Annotated in this window: 20 protein-coding genes; 15 read left to right on the plus strand and 5 right to left on the minus strand. The window is 73.5% G+C overall.

The genetic code is table 11. The features are described 5' to 3' along the window. Positions 1-8: 8 nt before the first annotated feature. From folP to ACIB24_RS12670, 4 genes are read left to right on the plus strand one after another with little or no spacing between them, the layout of a single operon-like run. Positions 9-860, plus strand: coding sequence for a dihydropteroate synthase (gene folP, locus ACIB24_RS12655; RefSeq protein WP_398280547.1), 852 nt, complete (start codon positions 9-11; stop codon positions 858-860). Between the two features lie 55 nt (positions 861-915). Next, on the plus strand, positions 916-1,854 hold the full coding sequence (gene folK / locus ACIB24_RS12660) for a 2-amino-4-hydroxy-6-hydroxymethyldihydropteridine diphosphokinase (RefSeq protein WP_398280550.1): 939 nt from the start codon (positions 916-918) through the stop codon (positions 1,852-1,854). After that, positions 1,851-2,318, plus strand: a complete 468-nt coding sequence (locus ACIB24_RS12665; protein WP_398280553.1) for a DUF3180 domain-containing protein — start codon at positions 1,851-1,853, stop codon at positions 2,316-2,318. The genes folK and ACIB24_RS12665 overlap by 4 nt, the downstream gene beginning before the upstream one ends. Further along, on the plus strand, positions 2,315-3,208 hold the full coding sequence (locus ACIB24_RS12670) for an ABC transporter substrate-binding protein (protein ID WP_398280556.1): 894 nt from the start codon (positions 2,315-2,317) through the stop codon (positions 3,206-3,208). Before ACIB24_RS12665 ends, ACIB24_RS12670 begins: the two co-directional genes overlap by 4 nt. A 10-nt stretch (positions 3,209-3,218) precedes the next feature. Here ACIB24_RS12670 and ACIB24_RS12675 read toward each other — a convergent pair whose 3' ends face one another. Then, the gene (locus ACIB24_RS12675; protein ID WP_398280559.1) at positions 3,219-3,779 is read right to left on the minus strand and encodes a lipocalin family protein; all 561 of its coding nucleotides are present in this window, start codon (positions 3,777-3,779) and stop codon (positions 3,219-3,221) included. A gap of 105 nt (positions 3,780-3,884) precedes the next feature. Here ACIB24_RS12675 and ACIB24_RS12680 point away from each other — a divergent pair, with 105 nt between their 5' ends. After that, entirely contained in the window at positions 3,885-4,742 is an 858-nt protein-coding gene (locus tag ACIB24_RS12680) for a hypothetical protein (RefSeq protein WP_398280562.1), read from the plus strand. A gap of 19 nt (positions 4,743-4,761) precedes the next feature. Here the strand turns inward: ACIB24_RS12680 and ACIB24_RS12685 are convergent, their stop codons facing one another. Next, complete coding sequence (locus ACIB24_RS12685) at positions 4,762-5,865, minus strand: NADH-quinone oxidoreductase subunit D (protein ID WP_398281857.1); 1,104 nt, start codon at positions 5,863-5,865, stop codon at positions 4,762-4,764. Positions 5,866-6,013: 148 nt separating this feature from the next. On the opposite strand from ACIB24_RS12685, the gene ACIB24_RS12690 reads away from it, so the two are divergent. Beyond that, on the plus strand, positions 6,014-6,505 hold the full coding sequence (locus ACIB24_RS12690; protein WP_398280565.1) for a PH domain-containing protein: 492 nt from the start codon (positions 6,014-6,016) through the stop codon (positions 6,503-6,505). Then, a complete protein-coding gene (locus ACIB24_RS12695) occupies positions 6,502-7,986 on the plus strand; it encodes a PH domain-containing protein (protein WP_398280568.1) in 1,485 nt (494 codons plus the stop codon). The genes ACIB24_RS12690 and ACIB24_RS12695 overlap by 4 nt, the downstream gene beginning before the upstream one ends. Here ACIB24_RS12695 and ACIB24_RS12700 read toward each other — a convergent pair. Next, positions 7,945-8,832 carry an SAM-dependent methyltransferase gene (locus ACIB24_RS12700; protein ID WP_398280571.1) on the minus strand — a complete coding sequence of 296 codons (888 nt, stop codon included), beginning with the start codon at positions 8,830-8,832 and terminating at the stop codon, positions 7,945-7,947. The two genes, ACIB24_RS12695 and ACIB24_RS12700, sit on opposite strands and share 42 nt — an antisense overlap. 105 nt (positions 8,833-8,937) lie before the next feature. On the opposite strand from ACIB24_RS12700, the gene ACIB24_RS12705 reads away from it, so the two are divergent. Further along, on the plus strand, positions 8,938-9,696 hold the full coding sequence (locus tag ACIB24_RS12705; RefSeq protein WP_398280575.1) for a GDSL-type esterase/lipase family protein: 759 nt from the start codon (positions 8,938-8,940) through the stop codon (positions 9,694-9,696). A 3-nt stretch (positions 9,697-9,699) separates the two neighbouring features. On the opposite strand, the gene ACIB24_RS12710 is transcribed toward ACIB24_RS12705, so the two are convergent. Then, positions 9,700-10,431 carry a methyltransferase domain-containing protein gene (locus ACIB24_RS12710; protein ID WP_398280578.1) on the minus strand — a complete coding sequence of 244 codons (732 nt, stop codon included), beginning with the start codon at positions 10,429-10,431 and terminating at the stop codon, positions 9,700-9,702. A 267-nt stretch (positions 10,432-10,698) separates the two neighbouring features. Here ACIB24_RS12710 and ACIB24_RS12715 point away from each other — a divergent pair, with 267 nt between their 5' ends. Genes ACIB24_RS12715 through nadC form a run of 4 tightly spaced genes read left to right on the plus strand, consistent with a single transcriptional unit; the run spans position 10,699 to position 15,241 of the window. After that, on the plus strand, positions 10,699-11,634 hold the full coding sequence (locus ACIB24_RS12715) for a Rossmann-like and DUF2520 domain-containing protein (protein WP_398280580.1): 936 nt from the start codon (positions 10,699-10,701) through the stop codon (positions 11,632-11,634). A 22-nt stretch (positions 11,635-11,656) separates the two neighbouring features. After that, complete coding sequence (panC, locus tag ACIB24_RS12720; RefSeq protein WP_398281860.1) at positions 11,657-12,511, plus strand: pantoate--beta-alanine ligase; 855 nt, start codon at positions 11,657-11,659, stop codon at positions 12,509-12,511. After that, positions 12,508-14,220 carry an L-aspartate oxidase gene (locus ACIB24_RS12725; protein WP_398280583.1) on the plus strand — a complete coding sequence of 571 codons (1,713 nt, stop codon included), beginning with the start codon at positions 12,508-12,510 and terminating at the stop codon, positions 14,218-14,220. The genes panC and ACIB24_RS12725 overlap by 4 nt, the downstream gene beginning before the upstream one ends. A gap of 46 nt (positions 14,221-14,266) precedes the next feature. Next, positions 14,267-15,241, plus strand: coding sequence for a carboxylating nicotinate-nucleotide diphosphorylase (gene nadC, locus ACIB24_RS12730; RefSeq protein WP_398280586.1), 975 nt, complete (start codon positions 14,267-14,269; stop codon positions 15,239-15,241). Here nadC and ACIB24_RS12735 read toward each other — a convergent pair whose 3' ends face one another. After that, entirely contained in the window at positions 15,242-16,375 is a 1,134-nt protein-coding gene (locus tag ACIB24_RS12735) for a glycosyltransferase family 4 protein (protein WP_398280589.1), read from the minus strand. It lies immediately after the preceding gene. Positions 16,376-16,552: 177 nt separating this feature from the next. Here ACIB24_RS12735 and ACIB24_RS12740 point away from each other — a divergent pair, with 177 nt between their 5' ends. Genes ACIB24_RS12740 through ACIB24_RS12750 form a run of 3 tightly spaced genes read left to right on the plus strand, consistent with a single transcriptional unit; the run spans position 16,553 to position 19,099 of the window. Further along, a complete protein-coding gene (locus ACIB24_RS12740) occupies positions 16,553-17,404 on the plus strand; it encodes an ANTAR domain-containing protein (RefSeq protein ID WP_398280592.1) in 852 nt (283 codons plus the stop codon). 20 nt (positions 17,405-17,424) lie between these two features. Then, on the plus strand, positions 17,425-18,936 hold the full coding sequence (lysS, locus tag ACIB24_RS12745; protein ID WP_398280595.1) for a lysine--tRNA ligase: 1,512 nt from the start codon (positions 17,425-17,427) through the stop codon (positions 18,934-18,936). A 10-nt stretch (positions 18,937-18,946) separates the two neighbouring features. After that, positions 18,947-19,099, plus strand: a complete 153-nt coding sequence (locus ACIB24_RS12750) for a hypothetical protein (RefSeq protein WP_398280598.1) — start codon at positions 18,947-18,949, stop codon at positions 19,097-19,099. Positions 19,100-19,151: the final 52 nt, after the last annotated feature.

The raw sequence follows: 19,151 nt of genomic DNA on the forward strand, positions 1-19,151 counted from the left end.
TTCGTGCCATGACTGCACCCCTCGGCTGGCCGGTCCGCGACGGCGACCGCTGCCAGCTGATGGGCGTCCTCAACGTCACGCCCGACTCGTTCTCGGACGGCGGTCGCTGGCTCGACCCGGACGCCGCGGTCGAGCACGGGCTGCTGCTCGCGCGTCAGGGGGCCGACGTCGTGGACGTCGGCGGCGAGTCGACCCGCCCGGGGGCCGCCCCGGTGCCGGTCGAGGAGGAGCTGCACCGCGTCGTCCCGGTGATCGCCCGGCTGGCCGCCGCCGGGGTCGCCATCAGCGTGGACACCATGCACGCCCGGGTCGCCGAGGCCGCGCTGGAGGCCGGGGCGGTCGTGCTCAACGACGTCAGCGGCGGGTTGGCCGACCCGGACATGCCCAAGCTGGCCGCGCGCGCCGGGGTCCCGTTCATCGCCATGCACTGGCGCGGCCCGAGCGACCGGATGGACTCGCTCGCGGTCTACGCCGACGTGGTCACCGACGTGGTCGCCGAACTGCGGGCCCGGGTGGACGCGCTGGTCGACGCCGGGGTCGACCCGGCCCGGCTGCTCGTCGACCCGGGGCTGGGTTTCGCCAAGCAGGCCGAGCACAACTGGCGGCTGCTGGCCGGGCTGGACCGCGTCGTCGAGCTGGGCTACCCGGTGCTGGTCGGCGCCAGCCGCAAGCGGTTCCTCGGGTCGCTGCTCGCCGGCCCGGACGGCACGCCCGCGCCGGTCGACGCCCGGGACGCCGCCTCCGCGGCGGTCACCACCCTCGCGGCCGCGGCGGGCGCCTTCTGCGTCCGGGTCCACTCGGTGCCCGAGAACCGGGACGCCGTGCTGGTCGCGGCCGCGGTGACGGGGAGGCTTCGATGAGCGACGCAGGAGCGAACCAGACGATGCAGCCCCCGCGAACGGCGAGGTACGAGCCGTGAGCCGGTTCGGCCCGCACCTCGACGCGACGGGTCGCCCCTATGACCAGGTCGAGCTGATCGGCCTGCGCGCCTTCGGCCGGCACGGGGTGTTCGAGCACGAGCGGGCCGACGGGCAGGAGTTCGTGGTCGACGTCGTGCTGCACCTCGACACCCGGCCCGCCGCCGAGACCGACGACCTGACCCGGACCGCGCACTACGGCGAGCTGGCCGTGGCGGTCGCCGACGCCGTCCGCAAGGACCCGGTGGACCTCATCGAGACCCTCGCCGCCCGGATCGCGGACGTATGCCTCGAACCGGGCCCGGTGCGCGCGGTCGACGTGGCCGTGCACAAGCCCGAGGCACCGATCACCGAGGCCTTCGCCGACGTCGTCGTGGCGATCCGGCGGGTGAAACCGCCTGCGCCGCTGGACGTCCCACCGGCGGTGCCGACCCGCGTGGTGCTGGCCCTCGGGTCCAACCTGCCGTCGCGGGCCGGTGACCGGGCCGCGACGCTGCGGGCCGCCGTCCAGGCGCTGCTGGCCGTCCCGGGGCTCGCGGTCACCACCGTCTCGCCGTGGGTCGAGACCGCCCCGGTCGGCGGCCCCGAACAGCCCGACTACCTGAACGCCGTCGTGCTGGCCACCACGACCCTGGCCCCGCGGGCCCTGCTCGCGGCGGTCAACGCGATCGAGGAGTCGTTCGGTCGTCGGCGGGAGATCCGTTGGGGGGCGAGAACTCTCGACATCGACGTGATCACCTTCGGCGACCTGCTCAGCGACGACCCCGAGCTCACGCTGCCGCACCCGCGGGCCCACGAGCGGGCCTTCGTGCTGGCCCCGTGGACCCTCGCCGACCCCGAGGCGGTGCTGCCCGGCCCCGACGGTCCCCGGTCCGTGCCCGACCTGCTGGCGGTAGCCGCCGACCGGCCCGACGTCCGCCCGGGAGGACCCCTGTGAAGGCTGCCCGCCCCCTGCTCTCGCTGCTGATCGGCCTGGTCTCGCTGGCCGTCAGCTGGGTCTTCCTGGACATGTGGACCAAGGGCGGCGGGTCCCGTCCGCCACTCTCGTGGGCCAGTCCGGTCGCCGTGTTGGCCATCGCGGTGGCCGTGGTCGCGGCCGGACTGCCGGTCCGCCGCTGGGTGCACGACGGCCGGGGCGCGGTCGATCCGCTGGTGGCGGCCCGGACGGCGGTCCTCGCCAAGGCGGCCGCGTACGGCGGCGCGCTGCTGGTCGGCTGGTTCGCGGGGCAGGGGCTGGTCCTGCTGCCCGACCTGGTCGGCGAGCGGCAGCGTGACCTGCTGATCGCCGGGTTGACCACGCTGGCCGCGCTGCTGCTGGTGGTGGCCGGCTACGTCGTCCAGCACTGGTGCCGGGTGCCGCCCGACGACCGCGACGAGGACCCGACCGGGGACGAGGGGTGAGGATCCTCCTCGTCGTCGCGACTCTGCTGTTGGCGGGGTGCACCTCCGGTTCGGGCGAGGACGAGCGGCTGACCGTCGGCGGAGGGCCGTCCAGCGAGTCGCAGATCCTCCAGGCGTTGTACGCGAAGCTGTTGTCCCGCGCCGGTTTCCAGGTCGAGGCCGGGTCGCGCGGGGACCGCGAGACCTACCTGCGCCTACTGCGCGAGGGCACGCTGGACGTCGTCCCGGAGTACGCGGCGACGCTGACCGAGTACCTGAACCACGAGCTGAACGGCGACCGGGCCGCGACCGCGTCGACGCACGACGTCGGGCAGACGGTGGCGGCGCTGAGAGAGTTGGCGGACGACCGCGGGCTGGGCGTGCTCGACCCCGCGGAAGCCGCGTCGCAGAACGGGTTCGCGGTCTCGAAGGCGCTCGCCGACGAGCACGACCTGACCACGCTGTCCGATCTGGCCGCGTTGCAGCGTCCGGTGACGCTGGCCGCCTCGGCGCAGTGCGCGCGGCGGCCGCTGTGCCGGCCCGGGTTGGAACGGGTCTACGGGCTGTCGTTCGCGGCGCTGCTGCCCACCGGGTACGGCAGCGCCGCGACGAAACAGGCCGTCGTGTCGGGGAAGGCGGACCTCGCCCTGGTCGGGACCACCGACGGCGCGGTCGCCGGGTTCGGGCTCGTCCTGCTCGCCGACGACCGCGGCCTGCAGCCGGCCGACAACCTGGTCCCCGTCGTGAACGAGCGGTCCGCCGGCGGCGAGAAGGTCGCGGCCGCCCTCCGGCCGCTGGCCGGTGTCCTGACCACGGAGCGGCTGGCCGCCCTGAACGCGCAGGTGGACGGCGGCCGCCGCGACCCCGAGGACGTCGCCCAGGACTTCCTCGAGGCCGCGGACCTGCTCTGATCCGGACCGGTCAGACGGTCTGCTTGGTGGGCTTCAGCTTGTCGGGGTCGTATCCGCTGCGGCGCAGGGCGTCGCGGGCCGCCTCGAGCTTGTCGCCGGTCAGGGTCGGGGTGCGGGACAGGATGTACGCGGACGACCGGCTCGGGTCGCCGACCACGGCCCACGAGTAGTCGTCGGCCAGCCCGATGATCACGTAGTTCGGCGTGCTCCCGGTGTAGACCTGCTTGCCGAGGACCTTCACGAAGCTCACCTGCAGCTTCGCGTTGGTGCCGGGGTCGAGCACCCGGGCCCCGCCGACGGTCTTGATCGTCGAGTTCAGTGGGCCCGTGCACGTGTTCACCACCTTCACGGTGCCGTCGGCGTTCAGCGAGTAGTTCGCCGTCACGTCGCGCACGCAGAGCGCCTCGTACCACTGCGGGATGTCAGCGATCTGCTTCCAGGTGCCGAGGTACCGGTTCACGTCGACCTGGGCGACGGGCACGATCCCGGAGCCGGCGGCGGAGGCCGGCGCGGCGGTCAGGGCCAGTCCGGCCACGGCGGTCAGGGCTGCGAGCTTCCATCTGATGATCACGTCCCGCATTCGGCGCGCGGGCCGGAGTGGATTGGTCGGGAAACGAAGGTTTGCGTCCGCGCGTCGCATACGCCCGTTGCATGACGAACCCTTAACGTACGGCCCATGAGTTCCAGCACCCCCCGTAACCGGCAGCTCGTGGCCACCTGCATCGATGCGGGCATCGTCGCGCTGCCCTACACCCTGGCCGCGTCCGGCCTGCTGCTCGGGGCCGGGGCGCTGGCCACGGGCAGTCCGGTGCCGGGGGCGTGCGGGGCGGTGGCGGGCGTGACGGCGGGCGTGCTGGCCCACATGCGGACGCGGTTCTACCGCGAGCAGGTGGTGTCGATGCGCGAGCGGCTGCGGGTGCAGCGCGTGCAGTCCGACCGGACGGCGACGGAGCTGCGCGCGCGGGTCAGCGCGCTGCAGGTGGAGGTCTGGCAGTACGAGACCCTGCCGGTCCCGCAGCCGCACGTGGTGGTCACGGTCTCGGAGGAGAAGGCCAAGGCTTCGACCAGGTCGGCGCCGAAGGCCAAGACCGACGCCAAGACCGACGCCAAGACCGACGCCAAGGTCGACGCCAAGGTCGAGCCGAAGGTTCCGGTGCAGGCCGAGGTCAAGGAGGAGCTGCCGGCCAACGTCACGGACATCGCGCCGCGCCTGGCGGCCGCTCGCCTGACGGTGCCGCGTCAGGTCCTCGACGCCGCGGTCGCCACGACGACCGGTGGCATCTCGCTGTCCGACATCGCGGCCCTCGCCCAGGCCCGGGAAGCCGCGAAGGAGCCCGTCGCGGCGGTGGCCACCCAGCCGAAGCCGGCGCCCCTGTCGGCCAAGGGCAATCCGCAGGCACCGAAGCCGCAGCCGCCGAAGGCCCGTCCCGCCGTGCGCCAGCCGACGAAGTCGCAACCGACCAAGGCCCAGCCGCAGCAGGCCAAGGCTGAACCGCCCCAGTCCGAGCCCGCCATCGAGGCCAAAGCCGGCTGATCACGCACTGACCAAGTCGCTACTTGTCGACGTCGCCGACCACGAAGAACGTGGAGCCGAGCACGGCGACCAGGTCGGAGACCAGGCAGCCGGGTAGCAGGCGGGTCAGCACCTGCACGTTGTTGAACGACGCCGAGCGCAGCTTCAGCCGCCACGGCACCTTGTCGCCGCGCGAGACCAGGTAGTAGCCGTTGAGGCCCAACGGGTTCTCGGTCCACCGGTAGACGTGGCCCTCGGGCACCCGCAGCACCTTCGGCAGGCGCACGTTGATGGGCCCGGCGGGCAGGGTGCGCAACGCCTCGACGCAGGCGTCGACGAGGTCGAGGCTGACGTGGATCTGTTCGAGCAGCACCTCGAACCGGGCCAGGCAGTCGCCCTCGGTGCGGGTGACCACGCGCCCCGGGCCGCCGGGCGCGAACAGCTCGCCGTAGGCCAGGTACGGCTCGTCCCGGCGCAGGTCGAGGTCGAGGCCGCTGGCCCGCGCGACCGGCCCGCTCACCCCGAACGCGGTGGCGGTCGCCGCGTCCAGCACCCCGACCCCGCGCGTGCGGGCCCGCAGGATCTCGTTGCCGGTCAGCATCGACTCCAGCCGCGGCAGCCGGCGCCGGACGGCGGCGCAGGCGTCCTCGACCCGGGTCAGCCAGCCCGCGGGCAGGTCCTCCTTCAGACCGCCGACCCGGTTGAACATGTAGTGCATCCGGCCGCCGGAGATCTCCTCCATCACGGCCTGCAACTGCTCGCGCTCGGTGAAGGCGTAGAAGACCGGCGTGATGGCCCCGAGTTCCAGCGGGTAGGCGCCCGCGAACATCAGGTGGTTCAGCACCCGGTTCAGCTCGGCCAGCAACGTGCGCGCCCAGACCGCGCGGACCGGCACCTCCATGCCCAGCAGTTCCTCGGCGGCCAGTACCACGCCGAGTTCGTTGGCGAACGCCGACAGCCAGTCGTGCCGGTTGGCCAGCACCACGATCTGCCGGTAATCCCTGACCTCGAAAAGCTTCTCGGCGCCCCGGTGCATGTACCCGACGATCGGTTCGGCGCTCACCACGCGCTCGCCGTCCAGCACGATGCGCAGCCGCAGCACGCCGTGCGTGGCGGGGTGCTGGGGGCCGATGTTCAGCACCATGTCGGTGTCGGCCACGCCGCCGGAGCCCAGCCCGACGGTCAGCTCGCGGCCGGTCGGCGGCACGGTCGGGACGTCGGTCACGAGAGGTGAGTCTGCCACCCGCACCGGACGAGAGACACGGCCTGGGGCATACGGCATGCTGCATGCCATGACCACCGGCCCCGACGTCTTCGACCCCGACGGCGTCGAGTGGTCGCGCGTCTCGCCGCAGCTGGCCCGGTTGCGCCGCGCGGTCCTGCTCGGGACGGGGGGCGGCCTGGTGGTCGCGGCCGCCGCCCTGGCGGTGTTCGTCTCGCCGCTGTTCTGGCTCGCCGAGTTCGTGCCGCTGGTCGGCCTGGCCGCCGGCTGGGGGATCATCGGCCGCCAGGTCGCCGCCTACGGGTACGCCGAACGCGCCGACGACCTGCTGGTCCGGCGGGGCGTGATGTTCCGCAACCTGGTCGTCGTCCCGTACGGCCGGATGCAGTTCGTCGACGTGCAGGCCGGGCCCCTGGAGCGGGCGTTCGACGTCGCGCGGGTGCAGTTGCACACCGCGTCGGCGGGCACCGACGCACTGATCCCCGGCCTGCCGCCGGAGGAGGCGGCCCGGCTGCGCGACCGGCTGGCCTCCCGCGGTCAGGCCCGCCTGGCCGGCCTGTGAGCGGGGAGACCCACGCCTCGGCGGCCCGTGTCCCCGCGCCGGCCGAGCCGGGGCCCTGGCGGCGGGTCCACCCGCTCACCCCGGTCATCCGCTCGTGGCGGGTGCTCGCCGTCGCCCTGGTCGGGTTCCTGCACAACGGCACCGACGACCTGGTCAACGGCCGCCCGCCGGGCCTGCTGGTCGTCGCCGTGATCGTCGGGGTCGCCGTCGGGCTGCTCCTGCTCAGCTCCGGGATCCTCTACGTGCAGTGGCGGTTCACCCGGTTCCGGATCGGCGCGCAGTCCGTCGAGCTCTACACCGGTGTGCTGTTCCGGCAGCACCGGTCCGCCCGGCTGGACCGGATCCAGGCGGTCGAGGTGGCGCAGCCGTTCCTGGCCCGCCTGGTCGGCCTGGCCCGGCTGACGGTCGAGGTCGCGGGTGGCAGCGGTTCGAAGATCGCGCTGCAGTACCTGGGCGAGTCCGAGGCGCTGGGGTTGCGCGCCGAACTGCTGGCCCGTTCGGCCGGTGTCGAGTTCGAGGGCGCCGCGGCCCCGGAGGCCCCCGAGCACCGCGTGCTCGAGGTGCCGACCCCGCGGCTGGTCGCGGCGTTGCTGCTCAGCCCGGCGACCGCCATGGCGGCCGTGATCGTGGCGACCGCGATCGCGGCCGTGGTGGTCGTCGGCGGCCCGGGCCCCCTGGCGGCGCTGGTGCCGGTCCTGTTCGGCGCCGTCGGCGTCCAGTGGGGGCAGTTCAACTCGGGTTTCGGCTTCACGGTGGGCACGTCGCCGGACGGGTTGCGGCTGCGGCACGGCCTGCTGGAGCACCGGGCGCAGACCGTGCCGCCGGGCCGGGTGCAGGCGGTCGGGCTGTCCCAGTCGCCGCTGTGGCGGCCGTTCGGCTGGTGGGCGATCCACGTGAACGTGGCCGGCTACGCGGGCGACAGCCGGAAAGAGGGTGCGGCGCAGCAGGTCCTGCTGCCGGTCGGCACCGAACGGGAGGTGTTCCAGCTGCTCGAGCTGGTGCTGCCCGACCTCGGCACGGAGCCCGACGAGCACCCGGCCGACGTGGTGCGGGCCGGGCTGACGGGCCGGTCGCCGGACCTCGGCTTCGTGGTCGCCCCCCGGCGTGCGGGGTGGGTGGACCCGTTGGGCTGGAGCCGCTCCGGCGTGCGGATCACCCGGGAGGCGCTGCTGATCCGGTCCGGGTGGCTCGTCCGCCGGCTGGCCCTCGTGCTGCACGCCCGCACGCAGAGTCTGGCCCTGGAGCAGGGGCCCTGGCAGCGGCGCCTTCGGTTGGCGCACTTCGTCGTGCACTCCACGCCCGGTCCGGTGCGCCCGGTCGTCGAGCACCTCGACGCGGCGGTGGCGGCTCGGCTGCTCGCCGACCAGGCCGAGCGTGCCCGGCACGCGCGCAGCCGGTCCGGGCCGGAACGCTGGATGGAGCAGCTGTCGGCCGAGGGATCAGACGAGACTGCTCTCCAGCCAGGCGAATCCGCCGAGTGAGCCGGGGTCGAGCAGTTCCGCGTCGGTGACCCCCAGCGCCAGCAGCGCCTCGCGCTGGGTGGTGCGGGACGACGTCCGGCCCGTCGCCGCGTCGGTCGCGGCGGCGACCGCGTCGATCGCCACGTGGGCGGTCACGTCCATGCTGCCGTCCGGTCGTGGCGGCACGGCCCGCCCCGCCCGGAACCCGGTGAGACTGCCCTCGGGGGGACGGTTCTCGCGGGTGTGCGCGTAGTCCACGGCCAGCCCGAGCCGGGCCCCGCCCGCCTGGGCCCGGGCCAGCAGCCCGGCCCACAGTTCGTCCCGGGGCGTCCCGACCTCCACCCGGTCGCCCTCCTCGCCGCCGGGCCACCACCTCGCCCGCCACGCGTCGTCCACCCGCTCGCCCAGCCGTTCCCGCCCGGTGGCGGGCTGCACGAGCACCCGGCGCGGGGCGCCGTCCGCGTCGAGCTCCAGCACCTCGCAGGGGACGACGTCGAGCAGCTCCCAGCCGACGACCAGCGCACCGGCCCAGGCCCCGGGCGCCACGGCGTCCACCCCCGCCGACCAGCCGATCCCGGCCGGCAGCGACGGCGGGCGGGCCACGACGTCCACGCCGTGCCGCCGCAGACCCGACCCCGCGAGGGCGGTGAGCAGCTCACCCCGGCCCGCGCCGACGTCCACGACCGCCGAGCAGCCGTGCCGTCGGGCCAGACGGGTGAGCGCGGCGGCCAGCTCGCGGGGTGCGGCGTGGGTGGCGGTGCGGAAGTGCCCGGCGGGCCCCTCGGGGCGCCGGTAGAAGCCGTCGGGGCCGTAGAGGGCCTGCTGCCAGGCCGCTCGCCACGACGGCCATCCCTCGTCCGGGTGCACGTTGCAACGTTAGAGCTACCGCGAACCTGGACGCTTCATGTGACCTTCCGTAGTACTTCAGGAAGTGACGCCGGAAATCGTCTACGCACCGTTACCTTCATGAGAGTGAGGACACGGATTGTCGCGATGGTGGGTGTGATCACCCTGGTCGCGGTCGCGCTGAGTATCCGGCCCCTGGTGTTCGGCGGGAACTCGGGGGCCGCGTCGGTCGCGGCGGTGACGAGCGCGTCGGCCACGCCGTCGGCGTCCTCCTCGGCGTCGTCCACGAGCAACTCGCTCACGACCCGCGCCCTGTCGAACACCGTGTCCTCGGAGACCGTCGTCGTGGGCCTCGGTGACTCGATCACGTTCCGGCCGCAGTCCTGGTTCCGGCAGACGTGCTCGATCGGGCTGATCGGGGACTGCCTCGACGCGGGCATCGTCGGCAACACCACCCTGCAGATGTACGCGCGGTTCCAGACCGACGTGGTCGGTGCCGGGGCCGACGTGATGGTGCTGATGGGCGGCACCAACGACATGCGGCACGGCGCGAGCACCGCGCAGATCCTCAAGCGGCTCAAGCGCCTGGTCGCCGCCGCGCACGAGAACGGCATCGCCGTCGTCCTGGCCACCGTGCCGGCCCGCGACGGGGCGAAGGCCGGTCAGCAGGTGCTGGCGCTCAACCGGGCGATCCGGAGGTGGGCGGCGGCCGCCGACCTGCCGCTGCTGGACATGTACGGCGCGGTGGGCACCAAGTCCGGCACGTACCAGGCGGGCCTCACCGACGACGGGCTGCACCCCAACGTCGCGGGGTTCACCCGGATGGCCGCGATCGCCGAGGCGAAGCTGCCCGGGCTGCTCCAGGAAGCCCTGGCCGCGCAGTAAGCCTTACTGGGCGGCGGGTTTCCGCAGCACCACGGCGACGTCGGTGACGGAGAACAGGAAGCGGCCCTCGGCGGCGAACGTGGCCAGCCCCTCGACCCAGGCGGTGGCCCGTTTCGTCAGCTCGGGGTCGTCCTTCGCGGCGGCCAGCACGCCCATCGCCACCTTCCAGCTCACCGACCCCTTGTCGAAGCGGCGGTGGCAGTCGGCCCAGGTGTGCACGCCGTCCAGCTCGAACTCGGTGCTCAGCGCGAGCCCGAGCAGCTTGCGGCCCATGAAGCCGTCGGCGCGCTCGGCCCAGCGCGGCACGACGGACACGAACCGGTCGACCAGGGTGCGGGTGAGGACGTCGTCGGGGCTGGCGAAAAGGGCCGTGTCCCAGTCGCTGTGGGCGAACACCAGGACACCGCCCGGTTTCAGCACCCGGTAGCACTCGGCCAGGTGGGCGGCCGGGTCGGCCAGGTGTTCGGCCACGTTCAGCGAGATCGCGCGGTCCAGCGCGGAATCCGGGAACGGCAGCGGCTCGTCGAGGTCGGCGATCACGGAACGGACCCGCGCGTCGTGCAGGATCTCGTCGTCCAGCGACGAGGCCGAGTCGATGGCGTGCACCCGGGTCGGCTCCGGGGCGACGGCCAGCATGGCCCGGACCGTGCGGCCCATTCCGGTCGCGAAGTCGGCGATCTCGAGCCCGGGCCGGTCGAGTTCGGCCAGCTCGGCGATGCGTTCGTGGCGACCCATGCGTGCACCTTAGAGCCGCCGTGCGCCGAGTGTGACGCGCACGCGTCCTTCGAGGCCCGCCGGTCCGCACCGGCGCCACGCGCGGCGCGGCACGAGTGCCCTGCGCACGAAGTCTCTTGACACTCCGCGCACGCAGGCGCGCGCCTCGCGGCGTTGTCGTCCTCGCACAGGGCTCCGCCCTGAGCTTCGCCCTCCGCCTTGCGATGCATCACGCCTGCCCGCGCCCAGTGTCAAGGGACTTCGTGCGCAGGGCACTAGCCTGGGTCCGTGGACAACCCGAGCAAGCGGCCGGGGCGGCTCGGCGTCGGCGTCATCGGGGCCGGGAAGGTCGGCGCCGTGCTGGGTTCCGCCCTGCGCGCGGCCGGGCATGCGGTCGTCGGGGTGAGCGCGGTGTCGGCGCGCAGCCTCGACCGGGCCGAGGTGATGCTGCCCGGCGTCCCGGTGCTCGAGGTCCCGGTGGTGGTCGAGCGGGCCGAACTGGTGCTGCTCGCCGTCCCCGACGACGCCCTGCCCGGGCTTGTCGAGGGCCTCGCCGAGACGAACACGTGGCAGCCGGGGCAGCTCGTCGTGCACACGTCGGGCCGCTACGGCTGGCGGGTGCTCGAGCCCGCCGTCGCCCAGGGCGCCATCCCCTTGGCCCTGCACCCGGCGATGACCTTCACCGGCACCAGCCTCGACCTGACCCGGCTCACCGGTGCCTGCTTCGGCGTCACGGCGCCCGCCGCCGTTCTGCCGATCGCCCAGGCCCTGGTCGTCGAAATGGGCTCCGAACCGTTCGTGATCGACGAGGAGCAGCGCGGTCTCTACCACGCGGCCCTCGCTCACGGCGCGAACCACCTCGTCACGCTGGTCGCCCAGGCCACGCAGCTGCTCGGCCAGGCCGGTGTCGAGAACCCGGCCCGGCTGATCGGGCCGCTGCTGGACGCCGCCCTGGACAACGCGCTGGAACGCGGCGAGCAGGCGCTGACCGGCCCGGTGGCCCGCGGCGACGCCGGCACGGTGCGCGCCCACCTGGAGGCGATCCGCCGGGCGTCGGGCCCGGACCAGGACATCGTCGCCACCTACCGGGCGCTGGCCCGCGCGACCGCCGACCGGGCCCTGGCCGGTGGGCGGCTCCGGCCGGAGCAGGCCGAGAGCCTCCTCGATGCGCTCATGGGACCCAGTGACCTACGAGACGCCGACGAACGCCCGCCGGGCGAGTAGGTTCTCAGGCGTGAGCACCCCGATGCTGGCTCTGACCCGGCCGGAGCTGGCCGCAGCGCGCCAGGCCCTGACGGGCCGGGTGGCGGTGGTGATGACGATGGGCGCCCTGCACGAGGGCCACGTCGAGCTGATCCGCCAGGCGCGCAAGCAGGCCGACTCCGTGATCGTCACGATCTTCCTCAACCCGCTGCAGTTCGGCGCCGGGGAGGACCTGGCCAAGTACCCGCGCACGTTCGAGAACGACCTCGAGCTGTGCACCCACGAGGGCGTCGACCTGGTCTTCCACCCCAGCCCCGACCAGATGTACCCCGACGGCGACCCGGGGGTCCGGGTCACGGCGGGGGCGCTGGGCGAGAAGCTGGAGGGCGCGAGCCGGCCGGGCCACTTCGACGGCGTGCTGACCGTCGTGGCCAAGCTGCTGCACCTGACGAAACCCGACATGGCGTTCTTCGGCCAGAAGGACGCACAGCAGCTGCTGCTGATCCGGCAGATGGTCCGCGACCTCGACTTCGGTTGCGAGATCGTCGCCGTGCCGACGGTGCGTGAGCCCGACCGGCTGGCGATGAGCAGCCGCAACACCTACCTGACCGACCTCGACCGCGAGGTGGCGCTGGCGCTGTCCCGGGCGCTGGCCGCGGGGGAGGACGCCAGCCCGGAGGGGGCCAGCGCGATCCGCCGGGCGGCCCGCGAGGTGTTGGTCCGCGAGCCGTTGCTGCTGGTCGACTACCTGGTCCTGGTCCACCCGGAGACGCTCGACGACGTCCCCGAGTGGTACCGCGGCGACGCGCTGCTGGCCGTCGCCGCGAAGGTGGGTCGCACCCGGTTGATCGACAACGTGCCGGTCGTCGTCGGCCGCCCCGGCGGCCCGAGCGCGTGAGCGTGGCGAACCGGCCGGTCCCGCACCTCGGTACCCGCCTCGCGGCCCCCGCGCCCGGCTGGACGACGCAGGCGGACGTGATCGTGGTCGGGTCCGGGATCGCCGGGCTCACCGCGGCGCTGCGGCTGCGTCGCCGCGTCGACCGGGTCCTGCTGGTCACCAAGACCGTGCTCGACAGCGGGTCGACCCGCTGGGCGCAGGGCGGCATCGCCGCCGCGCTCGCCCCCGAGGACTCGCCGCAGGAGCACCTCGACGACACCCTGGTCGCCGGGGTCGGCCTGTGCGACGAGGACGCCGTCCGCGCCCTGGTCACGGAGGGGCCCGCCCGGGTGCGTGAGCTGGTCGCGCTCGGGGCCAACTTCGACCGGACGCCGGAGGGCGAGATCGCGCTGACCCGCGAGGGCGGCCACCACCGGGACCGGATCGCGCACGCAGGCGGGGACGCCACGGGGGCCGAGATCTCCCGGGCGCTGATCGCCGCGCTCGAGGCGGTGCGGCACGACCCGGGTATCGAGGTGCTGGAGCACGCGGTCGTCCTGGAGATCCTGACCGGCCCGGGGCCGCGCGGGGTCCCGGTGGCCTGCGGGGTCACGCTGCACGTGATCGGCGAGGGCAGCCGGGACGGGGTCGGCGCCGCGCTCGGCCGCTCGGTGGTGCTGGCCACCGGGGGCATCGGGCAGGTGTTCAGCTCGACCACCAACCCCAAGGAGGCGACCGGCGACGGCGTGGCCGCGGCCCTGCGGGCGGGCGTCGAGATCGCCGACCTCGAGTTCGTCCAGTTCCACCCCACGGTGCTGTGGCTCGGGCACGCGGCCCGCGGCCAGCAACCACTGATCTCCGAGGCGGTCCGCGGCGAGGGCGCCCTGCTGGTCGACGCGAACGGCGAGCGGTTCATGCCGGCCGTGCACGAGCTGGCCGAGCTCGCCCCGCGGGACGTGGTCGCCAAGGCGATCGTCCGGCGGATGGCCGCCACCGGCTCCGACCACGTCTTCCTCGACGCCCGGCACCTCGGCCGCGAGTTCCTCGACCGGCGGTTCCCGACCATCGTCGCCGCGCTGGCCGGGCACGGCTTCAACCTGGCCGAGGACCTGGTGCCCGTGGCGCCCGCGCAGCACTACCACTCGGGCGGCATCCGGGTGGATCCCCGCGGCCACAGCAGTCTTTCGGGTCTCTACGCGGTCGGTGAGTGTTCGTGCACCGGGGTGCACGGGGCCAACCGGCTGGCCAGCAACTCGCTGCTCGAGGGTCTGGTGTTCGCGCACCGGATCGCCGACGACGCGGCGCGACGCCTCGACGGGGACCGGATCCGGCAGTACGAGCCCGACGACCCCTCCGCCCGCGCCGGGCGCGAGGTGCTGCTCCCGGCGACGGCGCGGACCGTCGTCCAGAAGCTGGCCAGTTCCGGCCCGGGCGTGATCCGCACGGCCGACGGGCTGGCCCACGCCGCGCAGGCGCTGGCCGTCATCCCGGACGACCCGAAGGGCGTCGCCGTGCCGAGCCTCGCGGAGTGGGAGACCAGCAACCTGCACGCCGTCGCCACGGCCTTGACGCACGCCGCCGCCCTACGCACCGAGACCCGCGGCGGGCACTACCGCGAGGACTTCCCCGACCGCGACGACGAGCACTGGCGGGGTCGTCTGGTGACCCGGCTGGTGGGCGTCGGCGAGCTGGAGACCACCTTCGAACCCCTGACGGGAGAACCGCTTTGACGCACATGACCGGGGTCGATGAGCGCGCCGCCTGGCAGCCGCGGCGATGACGCGCTGGCCCGATGAGGAACGCGCCGCCTGGCAGTCCGGTGCGCGGGAGGCGCTGGTCGAGGCGGGGCTGGACGCGGCCTGGGTGCGCAACCTGGTGCTGCGCGCGCTCGACGAGGACCTCGGCGGCCGCCCCGACGGCCGCGGGACCGGCCCGTCCCGCGGGGCCGGGCACGACGTGACCACCGAGGCGACCGTGGCGGCCGACGCGGAGGGCGAGGCGCACCTGGTGGCCCGCGCGGACGGCGTCCTCGGCGGGCTGCCGCTGCTGCCGGTCGTCCTCGCCGAGGTGGCGGCCTGGCTCGGCCTGCCCGTCCCGTACGCCGACGTGCTGCGCCGCGACGGCGACAGCGTGGTGCGCGGCGACGTGATCGCCGTCCTGCGCGGTCGCACCCGGGTGCTGCTGGTGGCGGAACGCACCGCCCTGAACCTGATCTCCCGCTGCTGCGGGATCGCCACTCACACCCGGGCCTGGGCGCGGGAGCTGGAGGGGACGGGTGCGCGGGTGCTCGACACCCGCAAGACGACGCCCGGCCTGCGGATGCTGGAGAAGTACGCGGTGCGCTGCGGCGGTGGCACCAACAAGCGGATGGGTCTCTACGACGTCGCGATGGTGAAGGACAACCACAAGATCGCGGCCGGTTCCATCAAGGAGGCGTACCGGCTCGTCACCGAGCGGTTCCCCGACGTGGACGTCCAGGTCGAGGTGACCACCCCCGACGAGGCCGTCGAGGCGGTCACCGCGGGGGCCGCCTTCCTCCTGTGCGACAACATGTCCGTGGAGGTCCTGGCCGAGACCGTGCGCCGGGCCCGGGCCGCCGCCCCGGTCGGCGTGGTGGTCGAGCTCGAGGCCACCGGCGGGCTCACGCTCCCGGTGGCGAACGCCTACGCGCGCACCGGCGTCGACTACCTCTCCGTCGGCGCGCTCACCCACTCCTCCCCGATCCTCGACGTCGCCCTCGACCTCGTCTGATCACGAACTGGGGGGCGCGAGCTGTTCGTAGAGGCGGCGCAGGGCCTCGCAGATCTGGACCCGCTCGTTCCAGCGTTCGGTCGGTTCGGCGCGCGTCTCGTGACCGGTCTCGATCAGCGCCGACAGTGCCGCGGCCAGCGACCCGACGTGCGGGATGCCCTCGGCCGTGACCTCGTAGGTGGGCGACTCGCGCTGCACCGACGCGGGCGTGTCCGCCGGCATCAGCGCCGCGGTGCCCAGGTCGTAGCACGCCTCGGGCCAGATCGAGTGCGAACCCGGCAGCGGCGGCACGAACGACGCGTCGAGCGAGAACAGGTGGTCCCACAGCTGGCTGTCGTTCAGCGGCTTGTGGGCCCGCAACACCCCGCCGCCGGCGGAAACCGCCTTCTCCAGCTGGCGGATCGTGGGGGCCGCGTAGCGCGCCGACTCGGGGTCGAGCAGGTGATCGTGCACGTGCGCGACGACGTGCACGCCGTCGACCTGCTTGGCGGCGTCCATCAGCGCCTCGACGACGGCCACCGGGTCGACGGGCGAACGCAGGCTGCCCAACTGGGCGCCGACCAGCAGTGAGCCGGGCCGCCGGTGCGCGCGTTCCTGCCGCATCCGGACGAAGTCGACGACGTGCGGGTGCGGCAGCACGCCGGCCTCGACGCCCCAGCGGCGCTGGATCTCCGCGGCGGCCATCGGCGTCAGCGTGATGACCCGGTCGGCGGACCGCACCAGCACGTCGAGCTGCTCGTCGAACAGCCCGTCGGCGGCCGTGCCGGACAGGAAGTCGGCCGAGTGCGGGTCGGTCAGGTGGTAGGCCGTGAAGACCAGCGGACGACCGGCGGCCCGGACGACGTCCACGGCCTCCTGCACGTCCTGCGCGGTGGCCGGCGGCGGCACGGCCTGGACATGGACGACGTCGAACTCCTCGACGTGCGCCTCGAGCCAGTGCTTGGTGAAGGACGGCGGACGCGGGGAGGGCGGGGCCCCTACCGGGGCGACGGTCGGGCGGTGGACGCCGTCCACACCCTCCGGATGGCTCAGGTGACGGACGTACACACCGCGACCCGGGAGGGCGGCGACGGTGATGACGTCACGACCGGTCCACTCCGGGGAGGCGCGTCGGCGACGACGGGAGGGTGACATCAGGTCGACTCCAGCGGGACTTGCGGTCAGCAGGCCGCTCGCACCGTTTCTGGACGAGATGGTCACCATACGACGATCACCCTCGGCTTCTCGAGATGGACTGGTCAGGGACCGGGCTGTCGATCAAGGGTGGCATCTGGAGTCGCAAACCGCCCGTCGAGGAAAGATCCTCTAGGGGTGACGATCCAGATCCAGGGCGACGGCCTGCTGACCAGCCTCCTCGATTTCACGGTCCGCTCGGTGCCCGGTTGCCTGGGGGCCGGCCTCAGCGTGGCCGGGGCCCCGGCCGAGGTGAACTGCGACCAGTGCGGGGCGGCGGGCACCGACGAGGGGCACGCCACGCACGGCGCCCCGCGCACGGTGGCCGCCGTCGGCGTCGCCAAGCGCCTCGACCCGGCGCAGTGGGACCAGGCGGTCGGGCCGTTGTGGGACGCCTTCCGCGGTGATGCGACGATCAGCCGGCCGGCCACCGACGGCTCGCAGGACCCGGACGACGCCCTCGGCCTCAGTGGGCTGCAGGGCGTTCCGGCCGACGACCTCGGGCCCGTGCAAGGCGTGGTGGTCTCGGCCGGCGAGTGGGGCGGCGACCTGCCGGTGCTGCTGTCCCTGTATCTCGACCGGACCCCCGACGACAAGACGCTGCGCACCGTCGACCGCTGGGAGCCCATGGTCAGCCAGGCGCTCGCGGTCGTGGAGTACTGCGCCGGCCAGGAGCAGGTGGCCGCGCAGATGCTGGAGATGACGCAGTACCGGCGGGTGATCGAACAGGCCAAGGGGCTGGTGATGGGCGCGATCGGCTGCGACGCCCCGGCCGCGTTCTCGACCATCGCCCGGGCCAGCCAGCACTTCAACGTCCGGCTGCGGAACCTGGCCGTCGCGCTGGTCGAACACGTCGGCGACGGCACGGTCGAGCACCCGCCGGACCCCGACCTGCGGATCCGGCCGACCGAGAACGAGAAGGCCGTCGCCCAGAAGGTGTGGGCCGCGCTGTCCACGAGCACGGCGATCCTGCCGGTCGCCGCTCCCTGAGCGACCGTAGGCTGGACCGTGTGAGCGACCAGCCGACGCACGAGACCGACGACGAACCCGACGATCTGCCGGAACAGCTGCGGATCCGTCGGGAGAAGCGGGAGCGGCTGCTCGCGGAGGGGCACGACCCGTACCCGGTCACCGTCGGCCGGACCCACACGCTGGCCGAGGTCCGCGCGCAGTACGGCGACCTCGAACCCGACACCGGCACCGGGCAGGTCGTCACGGTGGCCGGTCGCGTGGTCTTCGTGCGCGTCGGCGGGAAGCTGTGTTTCGCCACCCTGCAGGAGGGGGACGGCTCGCGGCTGCAGGTGATGGTCTCGCTGGACGGCGTCGGCGAGGAGTCGCTGGCCGCCTTCAAGACGGACGTCGACCTCGGCGACTTCCTGGCCGTCACCGGAGAGGTCATCTCCTCGCGTCGGGGCGAGCTGTCGGTGCTGGCCGGCAGCTGGACGATCGCGGCCAAGGCCCTGCGCCCGCTGCCCGTCCTGCACAAGGAGCTGTCCGAGGAGTCGCGCGTCCGGCAGCGCTACGTCGACCTGATCGTGCGCCCGGCGGCCCGCGACGTCGTGCGGACCCGGGCGGGCGTCGTCCGGTCGCTGCGCGAGTCGTTCCACCGGCGCGACTTCCTCGAGATCGAGACCCCCATGCTGCAGGTGCTGCACGGTGGGGCCAGCGCGCGCCCGTTCAAGACCCACATGAACGCGTTCGACATCGACCTGTACCTGCGGATCGCGCCCGAGCTCTACCTCAAGCGGGCCGTGGTCGGCGGCATCGAGCGGGTCTTCGAGATCAACCGCAACTTCCGCAACGAGGGCGCCGACTCCAGCCACGCGCCCGAGTTCGCGATGATCGAGGCGTACGAGGCGTACGGCGACTACGACACCATCGGCGCCCTGACCCGGGACCTCGTGCAGGAGGCGGCCGTCGCCGTGCACGGCTCGACGACGGTCACCCTGGCCGACGGCACGGACTACGACCTGGGCGGCGACTGGGCCACCGTGACGATGTACGGGTCGCTGTCGGAGGCCGCCGGTCGCGAGGTCGGCCCGCAGAGCGAGATGGCCGAACTGGTCGAGCTGGCGGACAAGCACGACGTCCCGGTGCTCGAGCGGTACGGCCCGGGGAAGCTGGCCGAGGAACTGTTCGAGGCGCTCGTCGTCCCGGACCTGTACGCGCCGACCTTCGTGCGCGACTACCCCGTGGAGACGTCGCCGCTGACCCGCGCGCACCGCTCCGTCGAGGGCGTGGCCGAGAAATGGGACCTCTACGTGCGCTCGTTCGAGCTCGGCACCGGTTACTCCGAACTGGTCGACCCCGTGGTGCAACGCGAGCGATTCCTGGCCCAGGCGAAACTGGCCAGCGCCGGGGACGACGAGGCGATGCGCCTCGACGAGGATTTCCTGAGGGCGATGGAGTACGGCATGCCACCGTCTGGTGGAATGGGGATGGGGCTCGACCGCCTGCTGATGGCGATCACGGGCCTCGGAATCCGGGAGACAATCATGTTTCCGCTGGTCAAGCCGGAATAGGTGGTTCGCAATGCTGGCCTTCATCGGGGCGATCATTCCCACGGTCGGCGTCAGCCTGGTGTTCTGGCTGGCCGTGAAGTCCATGACCGAGGCCGACCGCCGGGAACGTGCGGCCCTGGCTCGGGTCGAGTCGCAGAAGAATAGTTCAGGTCCCGCGGAATAGTTTTCCGGACGCTCAATACTTTGGTTTTCCCGAACTTGCGCCGATAATAGGC

Origin of the sequence: Spongisporangium articulatum (assembly GCF_044465595.1) — a bacterium.
GTDB lineage: Bacteria > Actinomycetota > Actinomycetes > Actinomycetales > Kineosporiaceae > Spongisporangium > Spongisporangium articulatum.